The organism is Arthrobacter subterraneus, assembly GCF_900099735.1.
Classification (GTDB): Bacteria; Actinomycetota; Actinomycetes; order Actinomycetales; family Micrococcaceae; genus Arthrobacter_D; species Arthrobacter_D subterraneus.
The window spans coordinates 363,634-385,572 of sequence record NZ_FNDT01000001.1 but is presented as its reverse complement, the minus strand read 5'-3'; the positions used below and the strand labels follow the sequence as shown (position 1 = coordinate 385,572).

Annotated in this window: 19 protein-coding genes and 2 tRNA genes; 13 read left to right on the top strand and 8 right to left on the bottom strand. The window is 65.9% G+C overall.

Features of this window, described 5'->3' with window-relative positions; translation table 11 throughout:
- The first annotated feature begins 77 nt into the window (after window positions 1–77).
- The 12 genes from BLS52_RS01775 (at window position 78) to BLS52_RS01720 (ending at window position 11,495) form a co-directional block, all read left to right on the top strand.
- Window positions 78–149, top strand: a tRNA-Thr gene (locus BLS52_RS01775).
- Window positions 150–205: 56 nt separating this feature from the next.
- Window positions 206–279: transfer RNA gene (locus tag BLS52_RS01770), tRNA-Met, on the top strand.
- A 142-nt stretch (window positions 280–421) separates the two neighbouring features.
- The gene (locus tag BLS52_RS01765; RefSeq protein ID WP_026545705.1) at window positions 422–1,801 is read left to right on the top strand and encodes a MinD/ParA family ATP-binding protein; all 1,380 of its coding nucleotides are present in this window, start codon (window positions 422–424) and stop codon (window positions 1,799–1,801) included.
- Between the two features lie 67 nt (window positions 1,802–1,868).
- Window positions 1,869–2,435, top strand: a complete 567-nt coding sequence (locus BLS52_RS01760; RefSeq protein ID WP_090584257.1) for a type 1 glutamine amidotransferase domain-containing protein — start codon at window positions 1,869–1,871, stop codon at window positions 2,433–2,435.
- A gap of 214 nt (window positions 2,436–2,649) precedes the next feature.
- Complete coding sequence (locus BLS52_RS01755) at window positions 2,650–3,678, top strand: extracellular solute-binding protein (protein WP_026545703.1); 1,029 nt, start codon at window positions 2,650–2,652, stop codon at window positions 3,676–3,678.
- A complete protein-coding gene (locus BLS52_RS01750; protein ID WP_090584256.1) occupies window positions 3,675–5,369 on the top strand; it encodes an ABC transporter permease in 1,695 nt (564 codons plus the stop codon). Before BLS52_RS01755 ends, BLS52_RS01750 begins: the two co-directional genes overlap by 4 nt.
- Window positions 5,359–6,507, top strand: coding sequence for an ABC transporter ATP-binding protein (locus BLS52_RS01745; protein ID WP_026545702.1), 1,149 nt, complete (start codon window positions 5,359–5,361; stop codon window positions 6,505–6,507). The genes BLS52_RS01750 and BLS52_RS01745 overlap by 11 nt, the downstream gene beginning before the upstream one ends.
- A gap of 4 nt (window positions 6,508–6,511) precedes the next feature.
- Window positions 6,512–9,100: an AMP-binding protein gene (locus tag BLS52_RS01740; protein WP_245702648.1), complete on the top strand. Its 2,589-nt coding sequence runs from the start codon at window positions 6,512–6,514 to the stop codon at window positions 9,098–9,100.
- Window positions 9,101–9,109: 9 nt separating this feature from the next.
- On the top strand, window positions 9,110–9,343 hold the full coding sequence (locus tag BLS52_RS01735) for a hypothetical protein (protein ID WP_026545701.1): 234 nt from the start codon (window positions 9,110–9,112) through the stop codon (window positions 9,341–9,343).
- Between the two features lie 189 nt (window positions 9,344–9,532).
- The gene (locus BLS52_RS01730) at window positions 9,533–9,982 is read left to right on the top strand and encodes an FAS1-like dehydratase domain-containing protein (RefSeq protein WP_026545700.1); all 450 of its coding nucleotides are present in this window, start codon (window positions 9,533–9,535) and stop codon (window positions 9,980–9,982) included.
- Window positions 9,983–9,984: 2 nt separating this feature from the next.
- Window positions 9,985–10,425: a MaoC family dehydratase gene (locus BLS52_RS01725; protein WP_090584255.1), complete on the top strand. Its 441-nt coding sequence runs from the start codon at window positions 9,985–9,987 to the stop codon at window positions 10,423–10,425.
- On the top strand, window positions 10,422–11,495 hold the full coding sequence (locus BLS52_RS01720; protein ID WP_090584254.1) for a UDP-N-acetylmuramate dehydrogenase: 1,074 nt from the start codon (window positions 10,422–10,424) through the stop codon (window positions 11,493–11,495). The genes BLS52_RS01725 and BLS52_RS01720 overlap by 4 nt, the downstream gene beginning before the upstream one ends.
- Before the next feature lie 203 nt (window positions 11,496–11,698).
- On the opposite strand, the gene BLS52_RS01715 is transcribed toward BLS52_RS01720, so the two are convergent.
- The 8 genes from BLS52_RS01715 to BLS52_RS01685 form a co-directional block, all read right to left on the bottom strand.
- A complete protein-coding gene (locus tag BLS52_RS01715) occupies window positions 11,699–12,127 on the bottom strand; it encodes a hypothetical protein (protein WP_090584253.1) in 429 nt (142 codons plus the stop codon).
- 272 nt (window positions 12,128–12,399) lie between these two features.
- Complete coding sequence (locus tag BLS52_RS01710; protein ID WP_090584252.1) at window positions 12,400–13,011, bottom strand: DUF305 domain-containing protein; 612 nt, start codon at window positions 13,009–13,011, stop codon at window positions 12,400–12,402.
- Between the two features lie 148 nt (window positions 13,012–13,159).
- A complete protein-coding gene (locus BLS52_RS01705) occupies window positions 13,160–14,650 on the bottom strand; it encodes a multicopper oxidase family protein (RefSeq protein WP_090584251.1) in 1,491 nt (496 codons plus the stop codon).
- A complete protein-coding gene (locus tag BLS52_RS01700) occupies window positions 14,647–14,919 on the bottom strand; it encodes an SHOCT domain-containing protein (RefSeq protein ID WP_071416358.1) in 273 nt (90 codons plus the stop codon). Before BLS52_RS01700 ends, BLS52_RS01705 begins: the two co-directional genes overlap by 4 nt.
- A 263-nt stretch (window positions 14,920–15,182) precedes the next feature.
- Window positions 15,183–15,413: an MmyB family transcriptional regulator gene (locus tag BLS52_RS19105; RefSeq protein WP_217636714.1), complete on the bottom strand. Its 231-nt coding sequence runs from the start codon at window positions 15,411–15,413 to the stop codon at window positions 15,183–15,185.
- A 150-nt stretch (window positions 15,414–15,563) separates the two neighbouring features.
- The gene (locus BLS52_RS01695) at window positions 15,564–18,407 is read right to left on the bottom strand and encodes a cation-translocating P-type ATPase (RefSeq protein ID WP_090584250.1); all 2,844 of its coding nucleotides are present in this window, start codon (window positions 18,405–18,407) and stop codon (window positions 15,564–15,566) included.
- Window positions 18,408–18,773: 366 nt separating this feature from the next.
- Complete coding sequence (locus BLS52_RS01690; RefSeq protein ID WP_090584249.1) at window positions 18,774–19,352, bottom strand: class I SAM-dependent methyltransferase; 579 nt, start codon at window positions 19,350–19,352, stop codon at window positions 18,774–18,776.
- Between the two features lie 707 nt (window positions 19,353–20,059).
- Window positions 20,060–20,506, bottom strand: coding sequence for a universal stress protein (locus tag BLS52_RS01685; protein WP_090584495.1), 447 nt, complete (start codon window positions 20,504–20,506; stop codon window positions 20,060–20,062).
- A gap of 245 nt (window positions 20,507–20,751) precedes the next feature.
- On the opposite strand from BLS52_RS01685, the gene BLS52_RS01680 reads away from it, so the two are divergent.
- Window positions 20,752–21,903 carry an acetate/propionate family kinase gene (locus BLS52_RS01680; RefSeq protein ID WP_071416361.1) on the top strand — a complete coding sequence of 384 codons (1,152 nt, stop codon included), beginning with the start codon at window positions 20,752–20,754 and terminating at the stop codon, window positions 21,901–21,903.
- The last annotated feature ends 36 nt before the right edge of the window (window positions 21,904–21,939 follow it).

Sequence of the window (21,939 nt, the reverse complement as noted above, 5' to 3'; positions counted from 1 at the left end):
GTCGGGAAAGCAAGCGGAAAGCGCCCCGGAAGCCGATTTTTCAGCACGCGTTTTAGCTGGTAAAGTTTTCTGCTGTTGCCCCCCTAGCTCAGTGGTAGAGCGCGTTCTTGGTAAGAACGAGGTCACCGGATCGATTCCGGTGGGGGGCTCTCAAATGGGAGGCCCGCTGCAGATCGTAAGATTGAATGCGGGCAGTCTCATTTGTGGCGGTGTAGCTCAGCTGGTTAGAGCGCACGACTCATAATCGTGAGGTCGCGGGATCGAGTCCCGCCACCGCTACAGGTAGCAGGCCGGCGGCTCATTCAGGAGCTGCCGGCCTGTTGTTTTTCTCCGGGTATAGCTGCCCGGGGACGGGCTGGCAGCGGGATCTGATCAGCCTCCTTATAGTATGGTCGCGAGGCATCCCGACAGGACAGGAACCATGACTGACAACGATTCAGCCTGGGGACCGGGCGAGAACCCGGAGGATTTTCCAACCCGCGCAAGCAGGCGCCGCTCGGGCCGCGAGCCCGGCACCGGACCCATTTCCGAGGTTCCCCGGTTTGCCGACCGGTTGTCACCGGCTCCGCAGGCGCCGCCCGTGCAGCAGGAGAGCGCAGCCGAGGACACCGTCCAGCGCCAGGTGCTCGATATCCGGTTCGACGAATCAGCCCACGGCATCCGCACCATGTCGGTTCCCGTAGTCCTTCCCGAGCAGGCACCGGCCGCCGAGCTGCCGCAGATGCCCGTATCCGCCCCGTCCAGAGCATCATCCGCCCCGTCCAGCGCATCGGAGGACAGGATGCAGCCCGAAACCCGAACCGGTACAACGACGGCCGTTGCCTCTGCATCCACCGCACCCGCCGACCCGCCGCGGCAGGCCCGCCGGCAGGAGACAGCGGGAGGCCGGCGTCGGTCCTTCCTGGCCCCGGACAACGGCACCGTGCCCGCTGAGACCGGGTTCCGGGGGCTGCTGTCCCGGATAGGGATCCGGGTGGGGCCCTCGAAGAAGGAGCTGACCACGCGCGCGCACACCCGTGCCGTCAGCCAGCACTGGCCCGGCCCACGCACCGTGTCCGTGGTGAACGGCAAGGGCGGCGCCAACAAGACGCCCACCACTGTGATGCTCGCCGCCGTCTTCGCCCGGAACGGCGGGGGACCGGTACTCGCCTGGGACAACAATGAAACCCGCGGCACCCTGGGATGGCGTACCGAACAGGGCCCGCACAACTCCTCGGTGATGGACCTCCTGCCGGAGACCAACCAGTTGCTGGCGCCGTCGGCGCAGTCGGCGCTGCTCGCCCGGTACGTGCACCACCAGACCGAAGACAAGTATGACGTCCTGCGGTCGAAGCCGGACGTGCTCGCCTCGGAACAGAAAGTCACCGCAGACGATTTCGATGCCCTCCACGAGGTGGCGTCCAAGTACTTCCGCCTGAACTTCGTCGACTCCGGTAACGACGAAACCGCGGAACGCTGGCTGCGGATGATCCACCACACAGACCAGCTGGTCATCGCCACCACCACTCTCGAGGAGCACGCGGAGGCTGGAGCCCTGCTGCTCGAGGCGCTGCGCGCACGGGGCGGGAAGTACGCGGAACTGTCACAGAACGCCGTCGTCATTGTCAGCCAGTCCGACAAGAACGGAACCGCCGCACAGGCACAGCACATCGCGGACGGTTTTACGCAGCTTGCCCGCAGTGCCGTCACCATCCCGTATGACGTCGCGCTGCTGAAGGGGCGGATCCGGTGGGGTGCGCTGAAGCCGGCCACCCAGGCCGCCTGGCTGGCGGCGGCTGCCGCAGTGGCGGACGGACTCTAGATAGTCAGGTTGCTTAGCAGTTTCGTTGTTCCTACGCTGGAGTAGTACGCAACGGAATGGAGGAAGCATGACTACGCACGATATTTCCGGAAAGAAAGTGGCCTTCCTGCTCACGGACGGTGTGGAACAGGTTGAGCTCACCAGCCCCTGGGAAGCGGTGAAGGGTGCCGGCGGAGTGCCGACGCTGGTTGCTCCCAGCGAGGGCACCGTCCAGGGCTTCAACGGCACCGACAAGGCGGATACGTTCCCGGTGGACCTGACCCTTGACCAGGCGAAGGCCGGGGACTTTGATGCGCTGGTCCTGCCGGGCGGCGTGGTCAACGCCGATCATCTGCGGGTGGACAAGGACGCACAGGCCTTTGCCCGGGGTTTCTTTGAACAGCACAAGCCCGTGGCTGCAATCTGCCACGCCCCCTGGCTGCTCATCGAAGCCGGTGTGGTCAGCGGCCGGTCGATGACCTCCTACCACACGCTCGAAACGGACCTCCGGAACGCCGGTGCCGAATGGACCGATGATGAGGTGGTCGTGGATGCGGGCTTCGTGACCAGCCGCAACCCCGATGACCTGCCGGCCTTCAACGACAAGGTTCTCGAGGAGATCGCCGAGGGGCCGCACGAGGGCCAGACGGCCTGACCCCCCCGGTTGGAAGTTTTTGTCGCCTATCTGCCCTTATGAGCCGGTTTCAGCAGCAGATAGGCGACAAAAACTTTAATCACGACGGCGGCCGCCTCCCTGCGGTGTGACGTTTTTCTCCTCAACATATTGGGAGCTCCCCTCCAGGTTCGGTTAGGCTTACCTTTGTTCAGTACGCCTGCGGCCCTCGCCGCTACCACCAGGAGTCCCCACCATGCCCCGACCCAAGCTCCTTGCTGCCTGCACCGCGATCATGGTGCCCGCGCTGGCCCTCTCGGGCTGCGGTGTCCTTGGCATCGGAAAGGCTCCAGCGGACCTGCAGATCTACACGGCCCGCCACTATGACCTCGAGGGCGCGTTCGGCCAGTTCACCGAAGAAACCGGGATCTCCGTCGAGTTCATCACCGGCGACGACGCCGAACTGCTCGAGCGCCTCAAGGCCGAGGGCAGCGACACCCCCGCGGACGTCTTCATGACCGTGGACGCCGGAAACCTCTGGAACGCCGCACGCCAGGACGTACTCGCCCCGACAAGCTCCGCAGCATTGGACGAGGCCGTACCCGAAGACCTGCGGGATCCCGAGGGGCAGTGGTACGGGCTCGCCATGCGGGCACGCACCCTCACCTACAACCCGGACAATGTGGACCCGGCCGAGTTCGACGCCGAGGAGAGCTACGCCGGCCTGGCGGATCCCAAGTGGAACGGCCGGCTGTGCATGCGCGACGCCACCTCCTCCTACACCCAGTCCCTGGTGGCGAGCCTCATCGACCTGCACGGCCGGGACCGGGCGCTGGAAATCGTTGAAGGCTGGATGGCCAATAACGTGGACATCATGAGCAATGACGTCCTGCTCCTGGAAGCCATCGACGCCGGCGCCTGCGACGTCGGAATCAACAACCACTACTATCTCGCCCGCACGCTGGAAGAGAACCCGGACCTCTCCGTGGATCTGTACTGGGCCAGCCAGGAGGGCGCCGGCACCCACGTGAACATTTCCGGTGCTGGAATCGTCGCCGATTCCGACAACGCGGCGCAGGCCCAGCAGCTCATCGAATGGCTGGCGACCACGGGGCAGAACGCCTTCGTCGACGCAAACCACGAGTTCCCCGTGAACCCGGCCGCCGAACCTGAGCCCGTCATCGCGGAGTTCGGCGAGTTCGAGCGCATGCCGCTGAACGCCGAGGCGTACGGCGACCTCAATGCGGAAGCGATCGACGTCCTCGCAGAGGCCGGCTACAAGTGAGTGAAACGGCTGTCCTGGTAGATGCGGGTGTATCCGGCCCGCGCCGGCGCCTGCTGACCGGGAACGGCCGTCCGATGTGGTCGGCCGCCGTGCTGCTGGCCGCAGCCCTGGTGGTCACGCCCGTGGCCGCGGTCGTGATTGATGGCCTCGGCAGCCTGAACTCGGGCAGCCTCCCGCAGGACATCGGTCCGATGATCGTGACCACCGTGCTCCTGATGGGCGGTGTAGGCCTCAGCACCCTCCTGATCGGCGGAGGACTTGCCTGGCTGGTGACGGCGCATGACTTCCCCCTGCGGAACCTGCTTTCGTGGGCCCTTGTGCTGCCCCTTGCCATGCCCGCGTACATCCTCGGCTTCGTGTTCCTCTCCACCTTCGACGTCGGCGGTCCGGTACAGGGCATGCTGCGCACCGTGCTCGGTCCCGGCGCCTGGCTCCCCGATGTGCGGACCCTTGCCGGCGCCGTGGTGGTGATGTCACTGACCCTCTACCCCTACGTGTACCTCCTGGCGCGTTCGGCGCTCGTCGAGCAGAGCGCAACAACGTACGACGCCGCCCGCACCCTTGGTGCCGGACGTTCACGCGCGCTGTGGCGGGTGGTAGTTCCCATGGCCCGCCCATCACTCGCCGCGGCCCTCGCCCTGGTTATGATGGAGACCCTGACGGACTTCGCGACGGTGCAGTACTTCAACGTGCAGACGGTCTCCGTGGGCGTCTACCTCGTCTGGAAGGGCAGCTTCGACTTCCACGCCGCAACCCAGCTGTCGGTGCTGGTGCTCGTGTTCGCTGTTGCCGTGCTCGCCGGTGAACGTCTCCTGCGCGGCCGGTCCCGGTTCCACCAGAAGGCCGGCCGGGGCGAGGGACTCAAGTCCAGAAGACTCACCGGCTGGCGCGGGTGGGCGGCGGCACTGGCCTGCCTCAGCGTCCTTGGAGCCGGTTTCATCCTCCCGGTCGCCCAGCTGGCCGGCTGGGCTGTGGGCGAGGCCGCCGGCGGTTCGGAACCGCTGCTTGACCCCCGTTTTGTCGAGTATCTCGTGAACAGCGTGACCGTTGCGTCACTGGCCGCGCTGGTGTGCGCCGCGCTCGCGCTCACCATCGGGCACGCCCAGCGCCTCGGCGGCGGGCCGCTGGTGGCCGTCGCCGCACAGGCAACCACCTTCGGCTATGCCGTCCCCGGTGCGGTGATCGGCATCGGCGTGCTCATTGCTTTTGCCCGGGTGGATGAATGGCTGGAACTTGCCGGCGTCCCCGGGGGTACGGGTCTGCTGGTGACCGGCTCTGTTGCGGGCATTCTCTGTGCCTACGTGGTGCGCTTCATCGCTCCGGCCCACCAGGCCGTTGATGCGAGCTTCGCGAAGATCTCACCGGCGCTGACGTTCTCCGCGCTCAGCCTCGGGTCCACCCCGCGCCGGCTCCTGACCCGCGTCCACCTCCCGCTGGCCCGGCGCGGTGCTGCGGTGGCACTGGTGCTGGTGGCGATTGACGCGGTCAAGGAACTGCCGATCGTCCTGCTCCTGCGGCCGTTCGGTTTCACCACCATCTCCGTCTGGGTCTACGAGCTCGCCCGGGAGAATTTCTGGGAAAAGGCGGCGCTGCCCGCCCTGGGTATCGTCGCCGTCGCCGTGATTCCGGTGTACTTCCTGTTCCGCCGGTCCGCCGGGCTCAAGGCCGGGGCGGTGACTCATGACCAGTGACTTCAACGGCACCCGCCCGCCCGCTTTGACGCTGGCCGGGGTAAGCCGCCGCTACGGAGGGGTCCACGCAGCCACGTCGCTGGACCTGACAGTCACCCCCGGCGAAATGGTTACCGTGATCGGACCATCCGGATGCGGAAAATCGACGATGCTCCGCATGATCGCCGGCCTCGAACGCCCGGACTCCGGCATCATCACGATCGCCGGGGAGGTGGTCGCGGACCGCCGTCGCTACCAGGAACCCGAGCGCCGCCGCGTCGGCCTGGTCTTCCAGGAACACGCACTGTTTCCCAACCTGACCGTCGCGAAGAACGTCGCCTTCGGGCTGAACCGGCTGCCCTCCCGGGAGCGGCAGAAACGCGTCGCTGAGGTCCTGGAACTGGTCCGGCTCGGCCATCTGGCCGCCCGCTACCCACACGAACTGTCCGGCGGCGAGCAGCAGCGGGTAGCCCTGGCGCGCGCCCTGGCGCCCCGCCCCGCCGTCGTCCTCCTGGATGAACCTTTCTCCAGCCTCGACGAGACCCTCCGCGGGAGGGTCCGCGCGGACATCGTGGCGGTGCTCCAGGAAACCGGCACCACCAGCCTGCTGGTCACCCACGACCAGACGGAAGCGCTGTCCGTGGGGGACCGGGTAGTGGTGATGCGGGACGGCGCCATCGAGCAGGCCGACACCCCGGAGAAGGTCTTCGAACAGCCCTCGACCCGCTTTGTGGCTTCCTTCATGGGGGATGCGGATTTCCTGCCGGCGAATGTCCACAACGCGCTGCTGACCTGCGAAATCGGGGTGGTCTCCACGGTGCCGGGGTGGGCCAACTGCGACGTCAACGTCGACGTGGTGCTCAGGCCCCACGAAGTTGCACTCGCCCATGATCCGGCCGCAACGGCACGGGTCATCTCCCAGGAGTACCGCGGCGCCTTTGTGCTGCACTACATCCGTCTGGCCTCCGGCCGCACCCTGCGATCCTGGCAGCCGCATCACATCCGCTACGCGCCCGGCACCCCGGTCAATGTGACCGTCGCGGCCGGAACATCCCCGACGCTGCTGGTCGATGACCGCGCCGTCACCGAGCCGCCTGTCGGCACCGCCGGCCGCCCCACCCAGCCGCCGGCGCCGTCCCCCATCACCGTACTGAGGTAATCCCGTGTCGATCATCACCACCAGCAGGCCGCTGGATGCCCCGCCCCGGTCCGTCGGTTTTGCCGCAACGCTGGCGCGCTTCAACGATGCCCCGGCCATCGTCACCGAGACCGAAACGATCAGTTACCGGCAACTGGCCCAGCGCATGGAAGCGGTCGCGGACCGTCTTGGCACCGAACGGCGGCTGGTCCTGCTGAGCGCAACCAACGACGTCGACTGCCTCGTCGCGTACCTGGCAGCGCTGTCCGGCGGCCACCCGGTGATTCTGGTGCCGGGAGACAAACCGTCCGCGCCCGAAGCGATCCGAGCTGCTTTCGACCCCGACGTCATTCTGGCGGCAGGGGACGGCAACGGGCGGCCGCACATCCGGGAAATCCGTCCGATCAGCGCGCATGACCTGCATCCCGATCTCGCCCTCCTCCTGAGCACCTCCGGCTCGACGGGCTCACCGAAGCTGGTGCGGCTCTCTCACCAGAACCTGGAAGCGAACGCGGCGTCCATCGCCGAATACCTGCGGATCTCGTCGCAGGACCGGGCGGTCACCACGCTGCCGCTGTCCTACTGCTACGGATTGTCAGTCATCAACAGCCACCTGCTCACCGGTGCGTCGGTGGTACTCACCGACCTGTCCGTGGTGGACCCCTGCTTCTGGGAGCTGTTCCGCAGCACGGAAGCCACCACCTTCGCCGCCGTGCCCTACACCTTCGACCTGCTCGAGCGCGTGGGGTTTGCGGACATGGAACTGCCGCACCTGCGCTACGTGACGCAGGCGGGCGGTCGGCTGGCACCGGAACAGGTGCGGCGGTACGCCGAACTCGGCCGCAGGCGCGGCTGGGACCTGTTCGTCATGTATGGCCAGACGGAGGCCACCGCGCGGATGGCCTACCTGCCGCCGGGCCTGGCCGCCGAGCAACCCGCCCGGATCGGCGTTCCCGTCCCGGGTGGGGCCTTCCGGATCGACCCGGTGGACGGGCTCGACGACGGCGAACTCGTCTACACCGGTCCCAACGTCATGCTGGGGTACGCAGAGAAGCCGGAGGACCTCGGCTCCGGCCGCACCGTCCATGAGCTGCGGACCGGCGACCTGGCACGCCGCCATGCCGACGGCCTGTATGAAGTGGTGGGGCGGCGCAGCCGGTTCGTCAAGATCGCCGGCCTGCGCGTGGACCTCGGCCGCGTAGAGCAGATTCTGGCGGATTTCGGTGTGCAGGCAGTGTGCGCCGGCACGGATGAGCGGCTGGTCGTTGCAGTCCAGGGCGACCACGATCCCGGCCTGCTCAGGAAGGTGCTGGCTCCGGAACTGGGGATGCCCCGCGGGGCACTTCACATGTATGCCGTGGACCAGATCCCACGGCTCAGCAACGGCAAACCGGATTACCAGGCGGTGCTGGTCCTCGGGGAGCCCGACCCCGTTCCGCGGGATGTCGCCGGCCGGGCTGAAGGACCGCAGGACGTCCGCACCATCCTGGCCGAACAGCTGGAGATTCCGGCGGTCGGCGACGACAGCACCTTTGTCTCCCTGGGCGGGGACTCGCTCTCCTATGTGGCCACCTCGGTGCGCCTCGAGAAGGCCCTCGGTGCGCTTCCGCCCGACTGGCATCTCCGGTCCGTCGCCGAACTCGAAGCAGGGGCTTCCGTGCGACGGCGGCGACGGCGGTTTGTTGCGCCCGTCGAAACGAGCATTGTGCTCCGCGCCGTGGCGATCATCCTCATTATCAGCACTCACATCGGCCTGTTCCACTGGGAAGGGACCGCGCACGTCCTGATGGCGGCGGCCGGTTACAACTTTGCGCGCTTCCAGCTACAGGGGGAACGGGTACAGCGGTTACGGCGCCAGATGACCAGTATTGGTCGCATTGTTCTGCCGAGTATGGCGCTGATCGCGGTGGGCTACGTCATCACCGACCACTACAGCATTGCGAATATTTTCCTGCTGAACGCCATCCTCGGCCCCCAGGAGGTCACTCCGGAATGGCACTTCTGGTTTGTTGAGGTCCTGGTCTACCTCCTGGTCTTTGCCGTCGCGTTGCTGGCGATTCCGCAGGTCTCACAGTTGGAGCGTCGGTTCCCCTTCGGATTCCCGCTGGGCCTTGCCGCCCTCGGACTCCTGACCCGTTTCAACATCGTTGACCTCGACCTCCCGAATACGGCCCCCGCGCTCTGGCTCTTCGCCCTCGGCTGGGCCGTTGCGCGGGCGAGGACCGCTGCCCACCGCGTGCTGATCACCGTCGTCGTGCTGGCTTGCGTCCCCGGCTTCTTCTTCGGCGACCTGCTGCGCGAAATGACGCTCCTGACCGGGATGCTGCTGCTGGTGTGGCTGCGCACCCTGCCCGTACCGCGCGGTCTGCAGCGGATCACAGCGGTGCTGGCCAGTGCATCACTGTACATTTACCTCACGCACTGGCTGGTCTTTCCTCACCTGGAAAGCATGCACCCCGGGGTGGCCGTCGGAGCCTCCCTCGTTGCCGGCGTACTGTACTGGGCGGTGGTCATGCGCGTGCCGGGCCTGGTCCGCCGCTGCACAGCGTGGCGCCGCCGGGAGGCCGCCCTCCCTCTTGACGGTGCCGGGAACCGGCAGAGGCCGGTTCGATAGGGTGGAAGCATGCTGAACACGCCCTGGGACACGGGATCACCGCTCTACCGCAGGCTCGTTATTACGGCGCTGATCCTCACCGGCGTGGGTATCGCGCTCGCGGTCACCGGTGCCATGCTCCAGACGGACCCGCTCGTTTTCGCCGCCCTGCCCATCATCATCGCCGGCATGGCCGCGCACCTTGCGGGCCTTGTGGTCCGCGGTCGGGATGCGCGCCGCCGTTCCCATCCGACGCAGCGCTGAGAGCCGGTTCCGCGACGCTGAGCGGCGCCCCGTATTCCACGGCCGGGTGCCCAAGCCTCCCCTAAGCCGCTACCTGTGTCTGCCAGCCGGGCACCCAGGCCGACCGCCGGGTAACAGGGCAAACCGCTAGGGTTGTAACAGCGTGTCAGCGGCGGACCGGTCATTCGGCGCCCAACAAGAAGGAGTTCCATGACGATCAATCCCGACCTCCAGGGGCGCAGCTATCCCGCCACCGCGGTCTATACCGTTGGACGCGAGAAAATCCGCGAGTTCGCGCATGCTGTGAAGGCCACGCACCCGGCACACTTCGATGCCGAAGCGGCAGCAGCGCTGGGCCACCGTGACGTTGTGGCGCCTCCCACCTTTGCGATCATCGTCGCGCAGCAGGCTGATGCGCAGCTGATCAATGACCCGGAAGCCGGCATCGATTTCACGCGCGTGGTTCACGCCGACCAGCGGTTCACCCATCACCGGCCCATCGTCGCGGGGGACGAACTGGTGGCTGAGCTGCACGTGGACCAGGTCCGCGCGATGGGCGGGGGAGCCATGATTACCACCCGCGCCGAGATTTCCACAGTGGAGGGCGAGAAGACAGCAACAACGACGTCGTCCATCCTGGTACGCGGAGAGGATCAGTAGCCATGGCCATCACACTGACGGACCTTGAGGTAGGCCAGGAGGTCGGCCGCTCGACGATCGAGGTCACCCGGTTGGACCTCGTGAAGTACGCAGGGGCATCCGGCGACTTCAACCCCATTCACTGGAACGAGTCCTTCGCCCGTGGAGTGGATCTACCGGGCGTCATTGCGCACGGTATGTTCACCATGGGGTCGGCCGTCCAGGCGGTGACCGACTGGATCGGCGATCCGACCGCCGTCGTCGATTACCAGACCCGCTTCACCCGTCCGGTTGTCGTCGAGGACACCACTGCCCAGCCCGGGGTTCCCGGCGCAACCGTGGAAGTGACCGGTGTGGTCGGGGCGATTGATACGGACAACTCGACCGCCCGGATCGACCTGACGGTCTCCGCCGGCGGGCAGAAGGTTCTGGTCAAGGCCCAGGCAGTGGTGCGGATCTGGTGACCTCCCTGGCCGACTTCACCACGTCCGCCGTCGGTGGTCCCGCCCGCACACTCGTTGAGGCCCGCACCGAGCCTGAGCTGATCGAAGCGATCCGATCCGCTGACGCCGCAGGCGAACCGCTCCTGCTGCTGGGCGGCGGGTCCAACCTGCTGGTGGCGGACAGCGGCTTCGCCGGTACGGTGATCCGGATTGCCACCACCGGATTCACAGTGAACGACGACGACGCCACCTGCGGAGGCGTGATGGTCACCGCTCAGGCGGGCCAGCCCTGGGACGAGCTCGTCGAATACACCGTGCGCCACGCGTATTCGGGCCTTGAGGCATTGTCGGGGATTCCTGGTTCCACCGGCGCGGTCCCGGTGCAGAACGTGGGCGCGTATGGGGCGGAAGTGTCACAGACCATTGCGATGGTCCGCACCTATGACCGCCAGACGCAGTCCATCCGGTCGCTGGCCAACGCGGACTTGAAGTTCGGCTACCGCGATTCCCTGCTTAAGCGCACCACTGATGCTGGCTCGCCCCGCTTTGTGGTGCTCACGGTGCAGTTCCAGCTGGGGCTCGGCCGGATGAGCGCGCCGGTGCGGTACGCGGAGCTGGCCCGTGAACTCGGCGTTGCAGTCGGGGAGCGGGCGTACGCCACCGATGTGCGCCGCGCCGTCCTGAAGCTGCGCGCGGCCAAGGGTATGGTTCTCGATTCAGCCGACCGTGACACCTACAGCACCGGGTCATTCTTCACCAATCCGGTGGTGGACGCGGCGGACGCTGCGTCCCTGCCTGAGGGAGCCCCGCGCTATCCGATGCCCGGAAGCGCCGTAAAGCTCAGCGCGGCTTGGCTCATTGAGCAGGCAGGGTTCGGCAAGGGATTCGGTCTTGCTGCCGACGCCGGGTTCCGGGCCGCGGGCGGCCGTGCCTCGCTGTCCACGAAGCACACGCTGGCCGTCACCAACCGGGGCGGTGCTTCGGCCGAGGACCTGTTGAGCATCGCGCGGCTGGTAGCGGACGGCGTGGAAGAGCGCTTCGGCATCCGGCTGCATCCGGAACCGCTCCTGATCGGTTGCTCACTGAACTGAACGCCCGAATCCTCGGCTCGCGCTTTGCAGGTGCGCAGGTTTGAGACCGCGCGGCAGGCAGTGGTCGTTGCGAACGAGGCAGTGGTCGGTGCGACGCCGAATGAGTGCACGCCCGGTCAGGGCCAGCGTGATCGCTGCATGGCCCGCTCGCGCTGAACCGGGTGCGCACGGGCCATGCCAGCCTCGGACCGGCCAACTCGCCTTCACGTGGTTGCCCGCCGCCGTGCCTTTTCAGCCGCAGCGCGGGTCTGCATCACTGCGTGGCGGTGCCACCGGCTGTCCACGAGCTCGCGGCTGCATAGCCACTGCACCAGCCGTGAAACCAGGCTGATCTGTGCGAGCCGGTCATGGAAATCTGGCAGTAGCCAGGGCGGGCTCAGGAAACGGGGGAGTGCGTAGACAAGCTGTTCGGCGCCCAGAAGGCGTTCGAAGGCGCCCTCCGGCTCGAACTGACGCTCCAGAGCGAGTAGCGCACCAACGTCCGCGCTGACGGTGGAGTCCCCTTCCTGCTCAAGGAAGAAGCGCAGATGGGCAAGTACCCGCCCGTACCGCTCAACCGTGGCGGGGTGTCTGCCCGCAGCGCTTGCCGAGAAATACCGCCCCAGGACCTGTTCTACCGGAATCTGATTCATGCACCACAGTCTGCCCCGCGCCACTGACATTTTTTAGTACACAGATATTAGGTATCTGCTTAGCTGAAGTCCTTCTCGCTTTCCGGGATAACGAGCGTTTTCAGTGGATGAGGACCGGTGTTCAGTGGATGAGGACCGGTGTTCACGGCCTGGTCCAGCAGACGGTAGAAGAGCAATCCACGGCTCTTGGACGTGCGCCGGTTGAACCGGAAGGTGAACTCGTCGAGGCACGGGATTAGAGCCAGTGCCCGGGAATGGGGAGACAGGAGGTGTCAGAGAGCGGCGATAAGATCCTTCATCTTCTCGATCTCCGCTTCCTGGTCTTCCACGACCTGCTTGGCCAGGGCAACTGCCTCCGGATTGGAGCCGTTGGCCACTTCCTCTTCGGCCATCGCGACGGCGCCTTCCTGGTGCTCGATCATCTGGTCCAGAAACATCCGGGCTGCGTCATCGCTCTGGGCGGCTTCGAGCTTCCCGAGATCATCCGGGCTCATCATGCCTTCCATGGCATGGCCGCCGGACGTTTCCGTCGGCTCGCCCCAGGCCTCGAGCCAGCCGGTCACTTTCTCGATTTCGGGCCCCTGGGCGGCCTTGATTTCTTCGGCCAGCTGCGTGATCTGCGCGTCCAAGCCGTCTTTAGCCAGCATGATCTCGCTCATCTGCACGGCCTGCTCGTGGTGCGGAGTCGTCATCTGCGCGAACATCACATCAGCACTGTTGTGGTCACCGGCAACCCCGGAAGAGGCAGCGGAAGGGGACTGGGACATGGTTTCCACGCCCTGCGTGGTCTCCGCGGCAGTGTCCGATCCGGTGTCGGAGGCGCAGCCTGCCAGGAAAAGGGCGGCTGTGACGGCCGTTGCAGAGAGGGCAGTAAAGCGTTTCATGGTGGTTTCCTTCGAAACGTGGTGCCCGCTTTGTAGCCGGTGCTGGTTTCGAATGCGAACGGACCTGGAGCAAGGCCGTCCCGGTTTCGCGGCGGGGTCGCAGAGCCAAGGGTTGCAATGATGACCACGGTCGAAGCCCGCTGGCGGGTCAGCGGGCTTGGACGGTGGCCATCATACCTTGGTCTTCGTGGTCCAGGATGTGGCAGTGGATCACGGTGCGGCCGGCGAAGTCGTCGAAGGCCACCCGGACTTTCACCTTGCTGCGGGCCGGGACGTTGACGACGTCCTGCCATTTAGGCTCGGTCACGTCGCGGTCGCCGTCCTGGACGATCTGCATGGGCCACACGTGCAAATGGATGGGGTGGTCCATGGGGCTGGAGTTGGTCAGGATCCACTCCTCCACGGTCCCGGCTGCTACCGACTCGTCGAGCCGTTCGGGGTCGAACTCCCGTCCGTTGATGGTGAAGGCCATCCTGGCACCCTGTCCGTTGCCCATTCCCCTGCCCATGTTTCCATTCATGCCCATGGCGAAGTCCAAGGTGCGTGCGGCGATGACCGGCTCGTTCCGCAGATCGCGCAGGGGCCGGCCTTCGGGCACGGGCCCGGGGTCTGCGTCCGCGCTTCCCGAGACGGCCAGGGTGAGCAGTTCGACCGGATCGCCACCGGGTACGTTGGCACCCCTCATGGCCCCGCCCATCATGCCGTTCATGTTGCCGCGGTCCACGGGGGCAGCCGTGAGGGCGGAGGCTCCTTGGCGCGTTTCCACGAGCAGCTCAATGCGGTTGCCAGGGGCGAGAACCACTTCGGTGACGTCCTCGGGGACCGGCAGGCGTCCGAGGTCCCGGCTGAGCAGCCGGACCCCCTGGCCCTCCAGTGCCAGGCGCAGGTACCGGGAGGGGCAGGCGTTGATGATCCGCCACCGCTCCCGTTCTCCGGGGGCGGCGCGCAGTTGCGGGCGGACCTGCCCGTTGACCAGGACGATCTGTCCCTCGCGTCCCATCATCTGCTGCATCTGGTTTACCTCGGCGAGATTGCCGTCGGCGTCGAGGGACAGGTCGGAGACCACCAGCACCCGGTCCCGGGTGACCGGGACCGGGTCGGGGTCTTCCACCACGATGGCCCCGTAGAGGCCGGCGGCGACCTGGTCGGCGACGTGGCCGTGGCGGTGGGGGTGGTACCAGTAGGTACCCGGCGGGTGGTCCCCGGGCAGGCTGAACTCGTAGTCGAAGGACCCGCCGGGGTCAATGCTGACGAAGGGGTTGTCGCTGTTGCCCTGCGGGGAGACGTGCAGTCCGTGCACGTGCAGGTTCGTGGGAGCCTGCAGCCCGTTGCGCATCGTGATCCGGATCGTGTCGCCAGCGTGCACCCGCAGGGTCGGGCCGGGCAGGGAGCCGTTGAACGCCTGAACGGAGGCCTCCCGCCCGCCGACGCGGACCCGTGCCGGCGCGGCGGTCAGGTCCAGTTCCAGTACGCCGCCGCGGCTGGCCAGCACCTGGGGTTCGGCCAGGTCCTCACCCCCGGCGTATCCGGAGCCGGAGCCGGTGCCGGTGGTCAGCCACAGCCCGGCACCGCCGGCAGCCGTAGCACCGGCCCCGACCGCACCCAGTGCCAGCAACTGGCGGCGTGTCAGCTGCCTCACCTGCCCTCCTCATCCAGGATCCGCCGCCGTTCCTGGTATTCCTCCGTGCTGATCTCCCCGCGGGCGTAACGCTCCTCAAGGATCTCCCGGGCCCGGGCATGGCCCGCACCCGTGCGCGGTAATCCCTGCCCATCGGCGGGCGCGTTTCCGCCGGCGTTGCGGGTGAAGGCTTTGACCAGCACCACGGCGAGCGTGACCAGGCCCGCGATCAGCAGAAGCCAGAAGATCCACGCAAGCCCCATCCCGTCCATACCAAAGCCGTTCATCATGAAGGGATTCCTTATCTCTTTTCGTACACGGCCAGGCCGTTCCTGACAGCGGGTTCTTCGAGCCGTGCGGTGCCGGTGGTTCTATGCTTTGATTAACCGGCCGGAGTTCTGCCAGGTTTGCTAGCCGGCGTAGCTGCCGTCGAGCTCGACGACGTCGTTCCCGATCTAACAAGGATACGGTTACCGCCAGCGCCAGCGCCCGCGGTTTGGTTTCGTCGAGAATGCTGCTCTGTTGTTCAAAGGACCCACTGGTGGTGCGGTCTCTAAAATAGCCAAGGGGTAGTGCCGTGAGCTTGGGGTATATCGAATCCTGCTCCCGCTAGGGCGACGGTGTAGTCGACGCAGTCGACGACGTCGCCTTCAGCCCAAAGGCTCGCGAATTCGTCACTCTTCATCGTGTGTTCGCCGATAAGCTGGGCGAGTCGTGCGTCGGTTGGATAGCGCCCGGAGGTGAGTCGGAGATACGGACGTGTGTGCGTGCCAACTCCTCCCAATTGCTGTGTAAGTCTCGTCTAAGCGGGTCTTAGAAGAACGCACGGGGGGACTGACGATCGGTGATGCACATCCAATGGTGCTTCAAACGGGGGTGTGCTCTGAAAGCAACTCGTGACCCGAGCGTTCCAGGGCTCCTGCATTGTTGAGCCTCATCCTCGTGGTGCTGCGGTGGGTTGATTCTTTCGGATTGATCTGTAGAGCAGTTTGCGGAGTTCGTCGAACCACAACACCGCGGATGCCATGCCGATGCAGACTGCCCAGTGCGCCGCGTCCAGGGACGCGGTCCCAAAGGCCTGTTGCAGCAGCGGCAGTTCCACCACGGCCAGCTGAAGGGCAACCGCGAGCACGGCGGCGCCCCACAGCCACTTGTTGACGAAAAGCCGGTGGAACGCGCTGGTTGTGTCCGAACGGGAGTTGAAGGCGTTGAACAGCTGCGCGAGGACCAGCGTGGTGAACCCGGCGGTCCGGGCCACGTCCAGGGAGTCGCTGCCATCGACGAGACCGCCGGGCAGGAAGATGTCGATGGTCAGCAGCGAGGCAATGCCCATGACGAGGCCGACGGCCAATATACCGAGCCACATCCGCCGCCCAAGGACGCGGTCGGTTATCTTCCGCGGCGGGCGGGACATTACGTCGTCTATTTCCGGGTCAAATCCCATGGCCAGCGCGGGCCCGGAGTCGGTGACGAGGTTGATCCACAGGATCTGGGTGGCCAGCAGAGGCAGTGCTACTGCCTCGCCGCCTGCACCTGCCAAACCCAGGGTGCCGGCGAAGACCACGCCGAGGAAAACAGTGAAGACTTCCCCCATATTGGAGGAAAGAAGATAGCGCAGGAATTTTTCGATGTTATCGAAGATGACCCGGCCCTGGCGCACCGCTGAGACAATGGTGGCGAAGTTGTCGTCGCCGAGAATCATCTTCGAAGCTTCCTTGGTCACCTCGGTTCCCGTAATGCCCATGGCAATGCCGATGTCTGCTGACTTCAGGGCCGGGGCGTCATTGACCCCGTCTCCGGTCATGGCAACGACATTGCCCTGTGCCTGCATCGCGTCGATGATCTGAAGCTTGTTGTGAGGGGACACCCGCGCGTAGACGGACGCGGAACCGGCGGCGGCCCGCAGACCCGCGTCGTCGAGTTCATCGAGCCGGGCTCCGGTCACTGCTTTCTCCCCCGGTTGGGAAATACCCAGATCACTGGCAATCCGGGCGGCGGTTACGGGGTGGTCACCGGTGATCATCACCACCCGGATGCCTGCGCGTCGGGCCTCCGCCACGGCAACTGCCGCTTCGGCACGGGGTGGGTCAATAATGCCGGCAACGCCGAGATAGACGAGGGCGTTTTCATCAGCCTCGTCGATCACCTCCGCTTCGTGACGGTCCTGCTCTCCATATCGCCGGTAGGCCACCGCCAGGGTGCGGAAGGCCTGGGCCGACAGGGCCTCGACATCGGCCAGAGCTTTGCGGCGCAGCGTACCGTCCAGCGGGATAATGTCCGTGCCCACCTGCATCCGGGTGCAGCGCCCCAGGAGGACATCGGGGGCGCCCTTGGTGACAAGGGTGAGCTCGCCGAACTCCTTGTGGCGCGCCAGCGCTGACATCAGCTTCCGCTCGGAGGTGAACGGGACTTCGCCCTGCCGTTCGTGCTCTCCGACCCGCTCGGTAACTCCGACCAGCTTCCGGGCAGCAACCAGGAACGCAGCTTCGGTAGGGTCGCCCTGGATTTGCCACTCGCCGCCGTGTTCTGTCAGCTGTGCATTATTGGCGAATGAGCCGCCGGCCAGGACCATGCTGGCCTCTTGCAGCACGATCGGATCGCTGGCCTCATGGTTTCCTTGAAGAACCTGGCCTTCGGGTCGATAGCCGGTGCCGGTGAGCTCGATCTGCCCCGATGCGGTGACGATCCGGCCGATCGTCATCTCGTTCCTGGTCAGCGTTCCGGTCTTGTCAGAGGCAATGACAGAGGCGGAGCCAAGGGTTTCCACCGAGTGGAGGTCCTTCACGACCGCGTTGCGTCTGGCCATCCGCTGGACCCCGATGGCCAGTACGACGGACAGGATGGCAGGGAGCCCCTCGGGCACCGCGGCCACAGCCAGCGAGACTCCCAGCAGCAGCACGGTGACCAGATCCGCCAGCGAGGACACTTCGTTGACCAGCACGATGGTTACCATCACCACAATGGCGATGACTATCACCGTGATACCCAGCAGTTTGCTGACCCCCGCGATTTCCTTCTGAAGGGGAGTCGGTTCGGACTCGGTCCGTTCGAGCATGCCCGCGATGGCACCCACTTCGGTTTCCATGGCCGTCCCGGTGACAACCGCGAGCCCGCGCCCCTGCACGACGGCCGTGCCCTTAAAGACCATGTTCAGGCGGTCCCCCAGCGGCACGTCCCCGCCCAAGGTAGCGGGATCCTTGAAGACCGCTTCGCTCTCACCGGTCAGCGAGGCTTCCGATACGCGCAATGCGGTGGCCGTGATCAGCCGGGCATCAGCCCCGACGGCGTCACCCTCGCCCAGCACCAGGATGTCACCGAGGACCAGTTCCGCGGCGGGAACCGTCTTGAGCTCACCGTCGCGCCACACTGTGGAGGTTGCGGCTGTCATCGATTTCAGGGCGGCCACGGCGTTCTCCGCCTTGTTCTCCTGAACAAGGCCGAGCAGGGCGTTGAGCAAGACCACCGCTGCGATGACCACCGCATCGATGGGCGCACCGGTCGCGCCTTCAACCGCCCAGGCGCCCAGGGAGATGGCGATAGCGACCAGCAGCAGATAGATCAGCGGATCCTGAAACTGGGCCAGGATCTTCCGCCATCTCGGCACCCGCGCGGAAGTGCGGAGCTCGTTGGGTCCGTCCGTCTGCAGCCTGCGTTCTGCTTCAGCTGAATCCAAGCCCGCTGCCGGATCCACCCGGAAGGCAACCAAAGCGTCCGAGGCCGCCCGTAAGTGCCAGGCAGTGGGTTCAACAGGTGCGCGAACGGCATCGAAAAAAACCACGAAGAACTCCTCGAAGAAAGGACGGCCAAGGGACGTCTCTTCGGCTCAGGCTATCAGCCGGCCTGGGCCGTAAGGCCGGACCGCCGGGGGTACACGTGCTGTATGTACGGGTGCAGCGCGGCGGACCCTCCTCGCCGTCAGGGACATTGCCGCCGAGTAATCCGGGTAGGCAAGTTAGGTTCGGTTAACACGTCGGTCTTCGCCTGTCCCTACTCTTCCGTTTTCGTGCTGGTTGAAGCAACTCGACGTGCGCGGGCTGCAAGGGGACTCCCCTGCCTAAATGTGCCTTAGCCGTCGTCTACGGTGATCATGCCGCCCGCGGTTCTGGCTTTGGCCGCGGGTTACCGGCCAGCGGCGCGCAACGATTTAGCTTTTCCGTGCACGGAACCGCATTACCTGGCGCATAAGGCCGGTGCGTACCGATATATCGAGACTTGCCAGCCGCGCTGTGGCTGTCAGTTCTGCAGGCTGCACGAGCCGGTGCGGCGATCGGTCGACGAGGTGAATCAGCTTGGCTGCCGGCGAGGCCGTCAGGTCATAACCGATCAGCATACCGCCAGGTCTTAGTACCCGGGCCGCTTCCGCTATGGCGGCCTGCCAGTTCAGGACGTGATGCAGCATCAAGAAACTAAGCACAAAATCGAACGACGCGCTTTGAAAGGGAAGCGCCGTTGCGTCCGCTTGTTGCACTTTGGGACCCGGTCGCGGAAGGCGACCGCGGGCTTTGGCGAGCATGCCCTCATCGAGGTCTGTGACCGTCAGGCGAATTCCAGGTGTCTGCTGCAACAGCGCCGCAGCCATCGCGCCGCTGCCGGCACCTAGTTCCAGCACATCACCGCTGATGCCGCGGCCTTGAAGTGCCCAGGGCAGGACGACAGATCCCGTGAAGTGATGCCAGGAGGCGCTACGGCAAAACGCCGTTTCAATTCGGGACATCTTCGGCATGAAGTCTCCGGTCTAGAGAGCTGCAGCAAGAGCCTGGAGAGGACGAACATGAGGTCACCGCGTCACGCCATGGAGGGATGGTTGAAACAACCCGCCTAGACGCTGGGGACTGACCATTTGCGACCAAGCCTGCCGCGGTTCCCAACCTAGCAGCATGACAACGTAGGACCAAGACAAGGGACGAGGGCAACCGGTGCGTCGGGGTTCGCGGACCCAGTCCGTGAACCGGTTGGAAAGAGTGGGAAAGGATTCACGAGTGCCTGTCCGGGTCTCCTCGGATTCGTCGACCGTCGGCATGCCTTGCGCCGGAGGCTGTAATGGAATTTTCGACCGGAAAGTACTTTGTCTTGCCTGATCAATTCCCGTGCCTTCGAAGGAGACATAGATTCTTCATCGAACATCCTCGGCCCGATCTGTTCGGGCATCACCTCCACGCCCGAGAACGCGACCGGCAATGCGCCGCGGATCAATGAGGTACCGCGCATAGGGCTGGGTCTACGCGGCCGGAAGCCTGGGTTTACCCTCCGGCCTGCGTCATGCCCGTGTCCATCCAGCACGGGAGCTATGCGTCAAATCCCGCTCCGCCGTGAGGATCATACGGGGCGGGTTGCCTAACGCCTCTATGCCATCGCCTGAGGCCCTGATACCGGCCTCCTCATCCGCTTCCTGACCCGTTGCAGGACCCGGGCCGCAGCTCTTGGGTGCGCTTACGCTGCGGATCCTTGCCGGGGCCTGACGACCAATACGGGGCAGACTGCGTGATGGATGAGGTGCGTGGACACGGAGCCGAGCAGCAGGCCGCTAAACCCGCCGAGTCCTCGTGAACCGACGACGAGCAGGTCCGCGTCCTTAGAAGCGTCGAGGAGGACGGCCGCCGGTGATCCCTGGACCAGCAGCCTGCTGATGGGGACGTCCTCGGCCGGTACGCGTTTCAAAACCCGTGTTTGTTCGTTCTTTGCCGCGGCCTCAAACGACGCCGGATCCCAAATCAGGCCCTCCATCCCCGCCGTTACCGCAGGAGGCTGCCACGCGGTCACCGCCCGGACCTTTCCCCTGCGCAGACGCGCCTCGGACACCGCCCAGCCGAGGGCGGCCCGTGAGCCGTCCGATCCGTCCAAACCGACCACGACCTGAAAACTCTCCCCGTTGTCCACGGACCTGTCCTCCTTCAGCGCCTGCACATGCCTGACCCAGTGTGGCAGATATGGGACGGGCCTGCCATGGTTGTTCAACCAAACGAGAGGACTACAACCAAGCATCAGGGCGCGATCGCGGGGGGCTGCAGGACCGGAAGCGTGCCTGTCGCGGGCTTCTGGCTTTGGCAGAATGGATGCCGGTCAGGCTTCAGCAGGCGAATGCGGAGCCTGACCGGACCCACCCGATCCCAGGAGGCAGACCGATGCTCGTCCTCGTACTCAACTCCGGCTCCTCATCGCTGAAGTACTCGGTGCGCCGACTCGACTCCGGCAACCCGGGAACGGGCGGACAGGAGATCGCCCGGGGCGCCATAGAGCGGATCGGCGAGGACGAGGTCGCCGATCACACCGTGGCCCTCGAACTGGTCGCCGAAGAGCTCGCCGGTTCGCTGGGCAACCGGCAACTCGGCGCCGTCGGGCACCGGGTGGTCCACGGGGGCGGCCGCTTCACCGGTCCCGTCCTGATCGACATCGAGATTACCCGCGCCCTCGAGCTGCTCAACCCGCTGGCCCCGCTGCATAACCCGCCGGCCGTGCTCTGCATCCGCGCGGCCACCCGGGCCTGGCCGAATGTGCCGCAGGTTGCCGTCTTCGACACTTCCTTCCACCGCACGCTGCCCGAACACACCTGGCGCTACGCCCTGCCGGACGGGCTCTACCGGCGGCATGGCATCCGCCGGTACGGTTTCCACGGCATCAGCGTCGAGTATGTGGGCCGGCGTGCCGCCGGGCTGCTGGGCGTGCCGTGGGCGAACTTCGACGGAGTCATCGCCCACCTGGGTAACGGCGCCTCGGCCACTGCAGTGCGCGGCGGTCGAAGCGTGGACACCTCCATGGGCTTCACACCGCTGGAGGGCCTGATGATGGGCACCCGGTCCGGCGACGTGGATCCGGGCGTACTGGTCTTCCTGCTCCGACAGGGCTATTCCGCCGACGAACTGGACAACCTGCTCAACCGGGATTCCGGGCTCAAGGCAGTCGCCGGACACAACGACATGCGCGCCATCACCGACGCCGCAGCCGCCGGGGACGAGGAAGCGGAGCTGGCGCTGGAAATGGCAGCTCACCGGCTGGCCAGGTACATCGGCGGCTACCACGTGGCCTGCGGCGGGGCGAAGGCGGTGGTGCTGACCGGCGGCATAGGGGAGAACTCGGCGCCGTTCCGCGCCAAGGTGCTGGGCAAGCTCGAGCCACTGGGCATCAGAGCCGACCCGGACGCCAATGAAGCCGCTGGCGGAACGGAGGAGGCCCGGTCGGTTTCCGCCCCGGACTCGGCCATCCCGGTGCTGGTGGTGCCCACAGACGAACAGGCGGCGATCGCCGAGGCGACCGCCGCCGTCGTCCGGGCACGTTAAACTTGGCCGGAGGCGGGCAGGACGGACCGCCTGCCT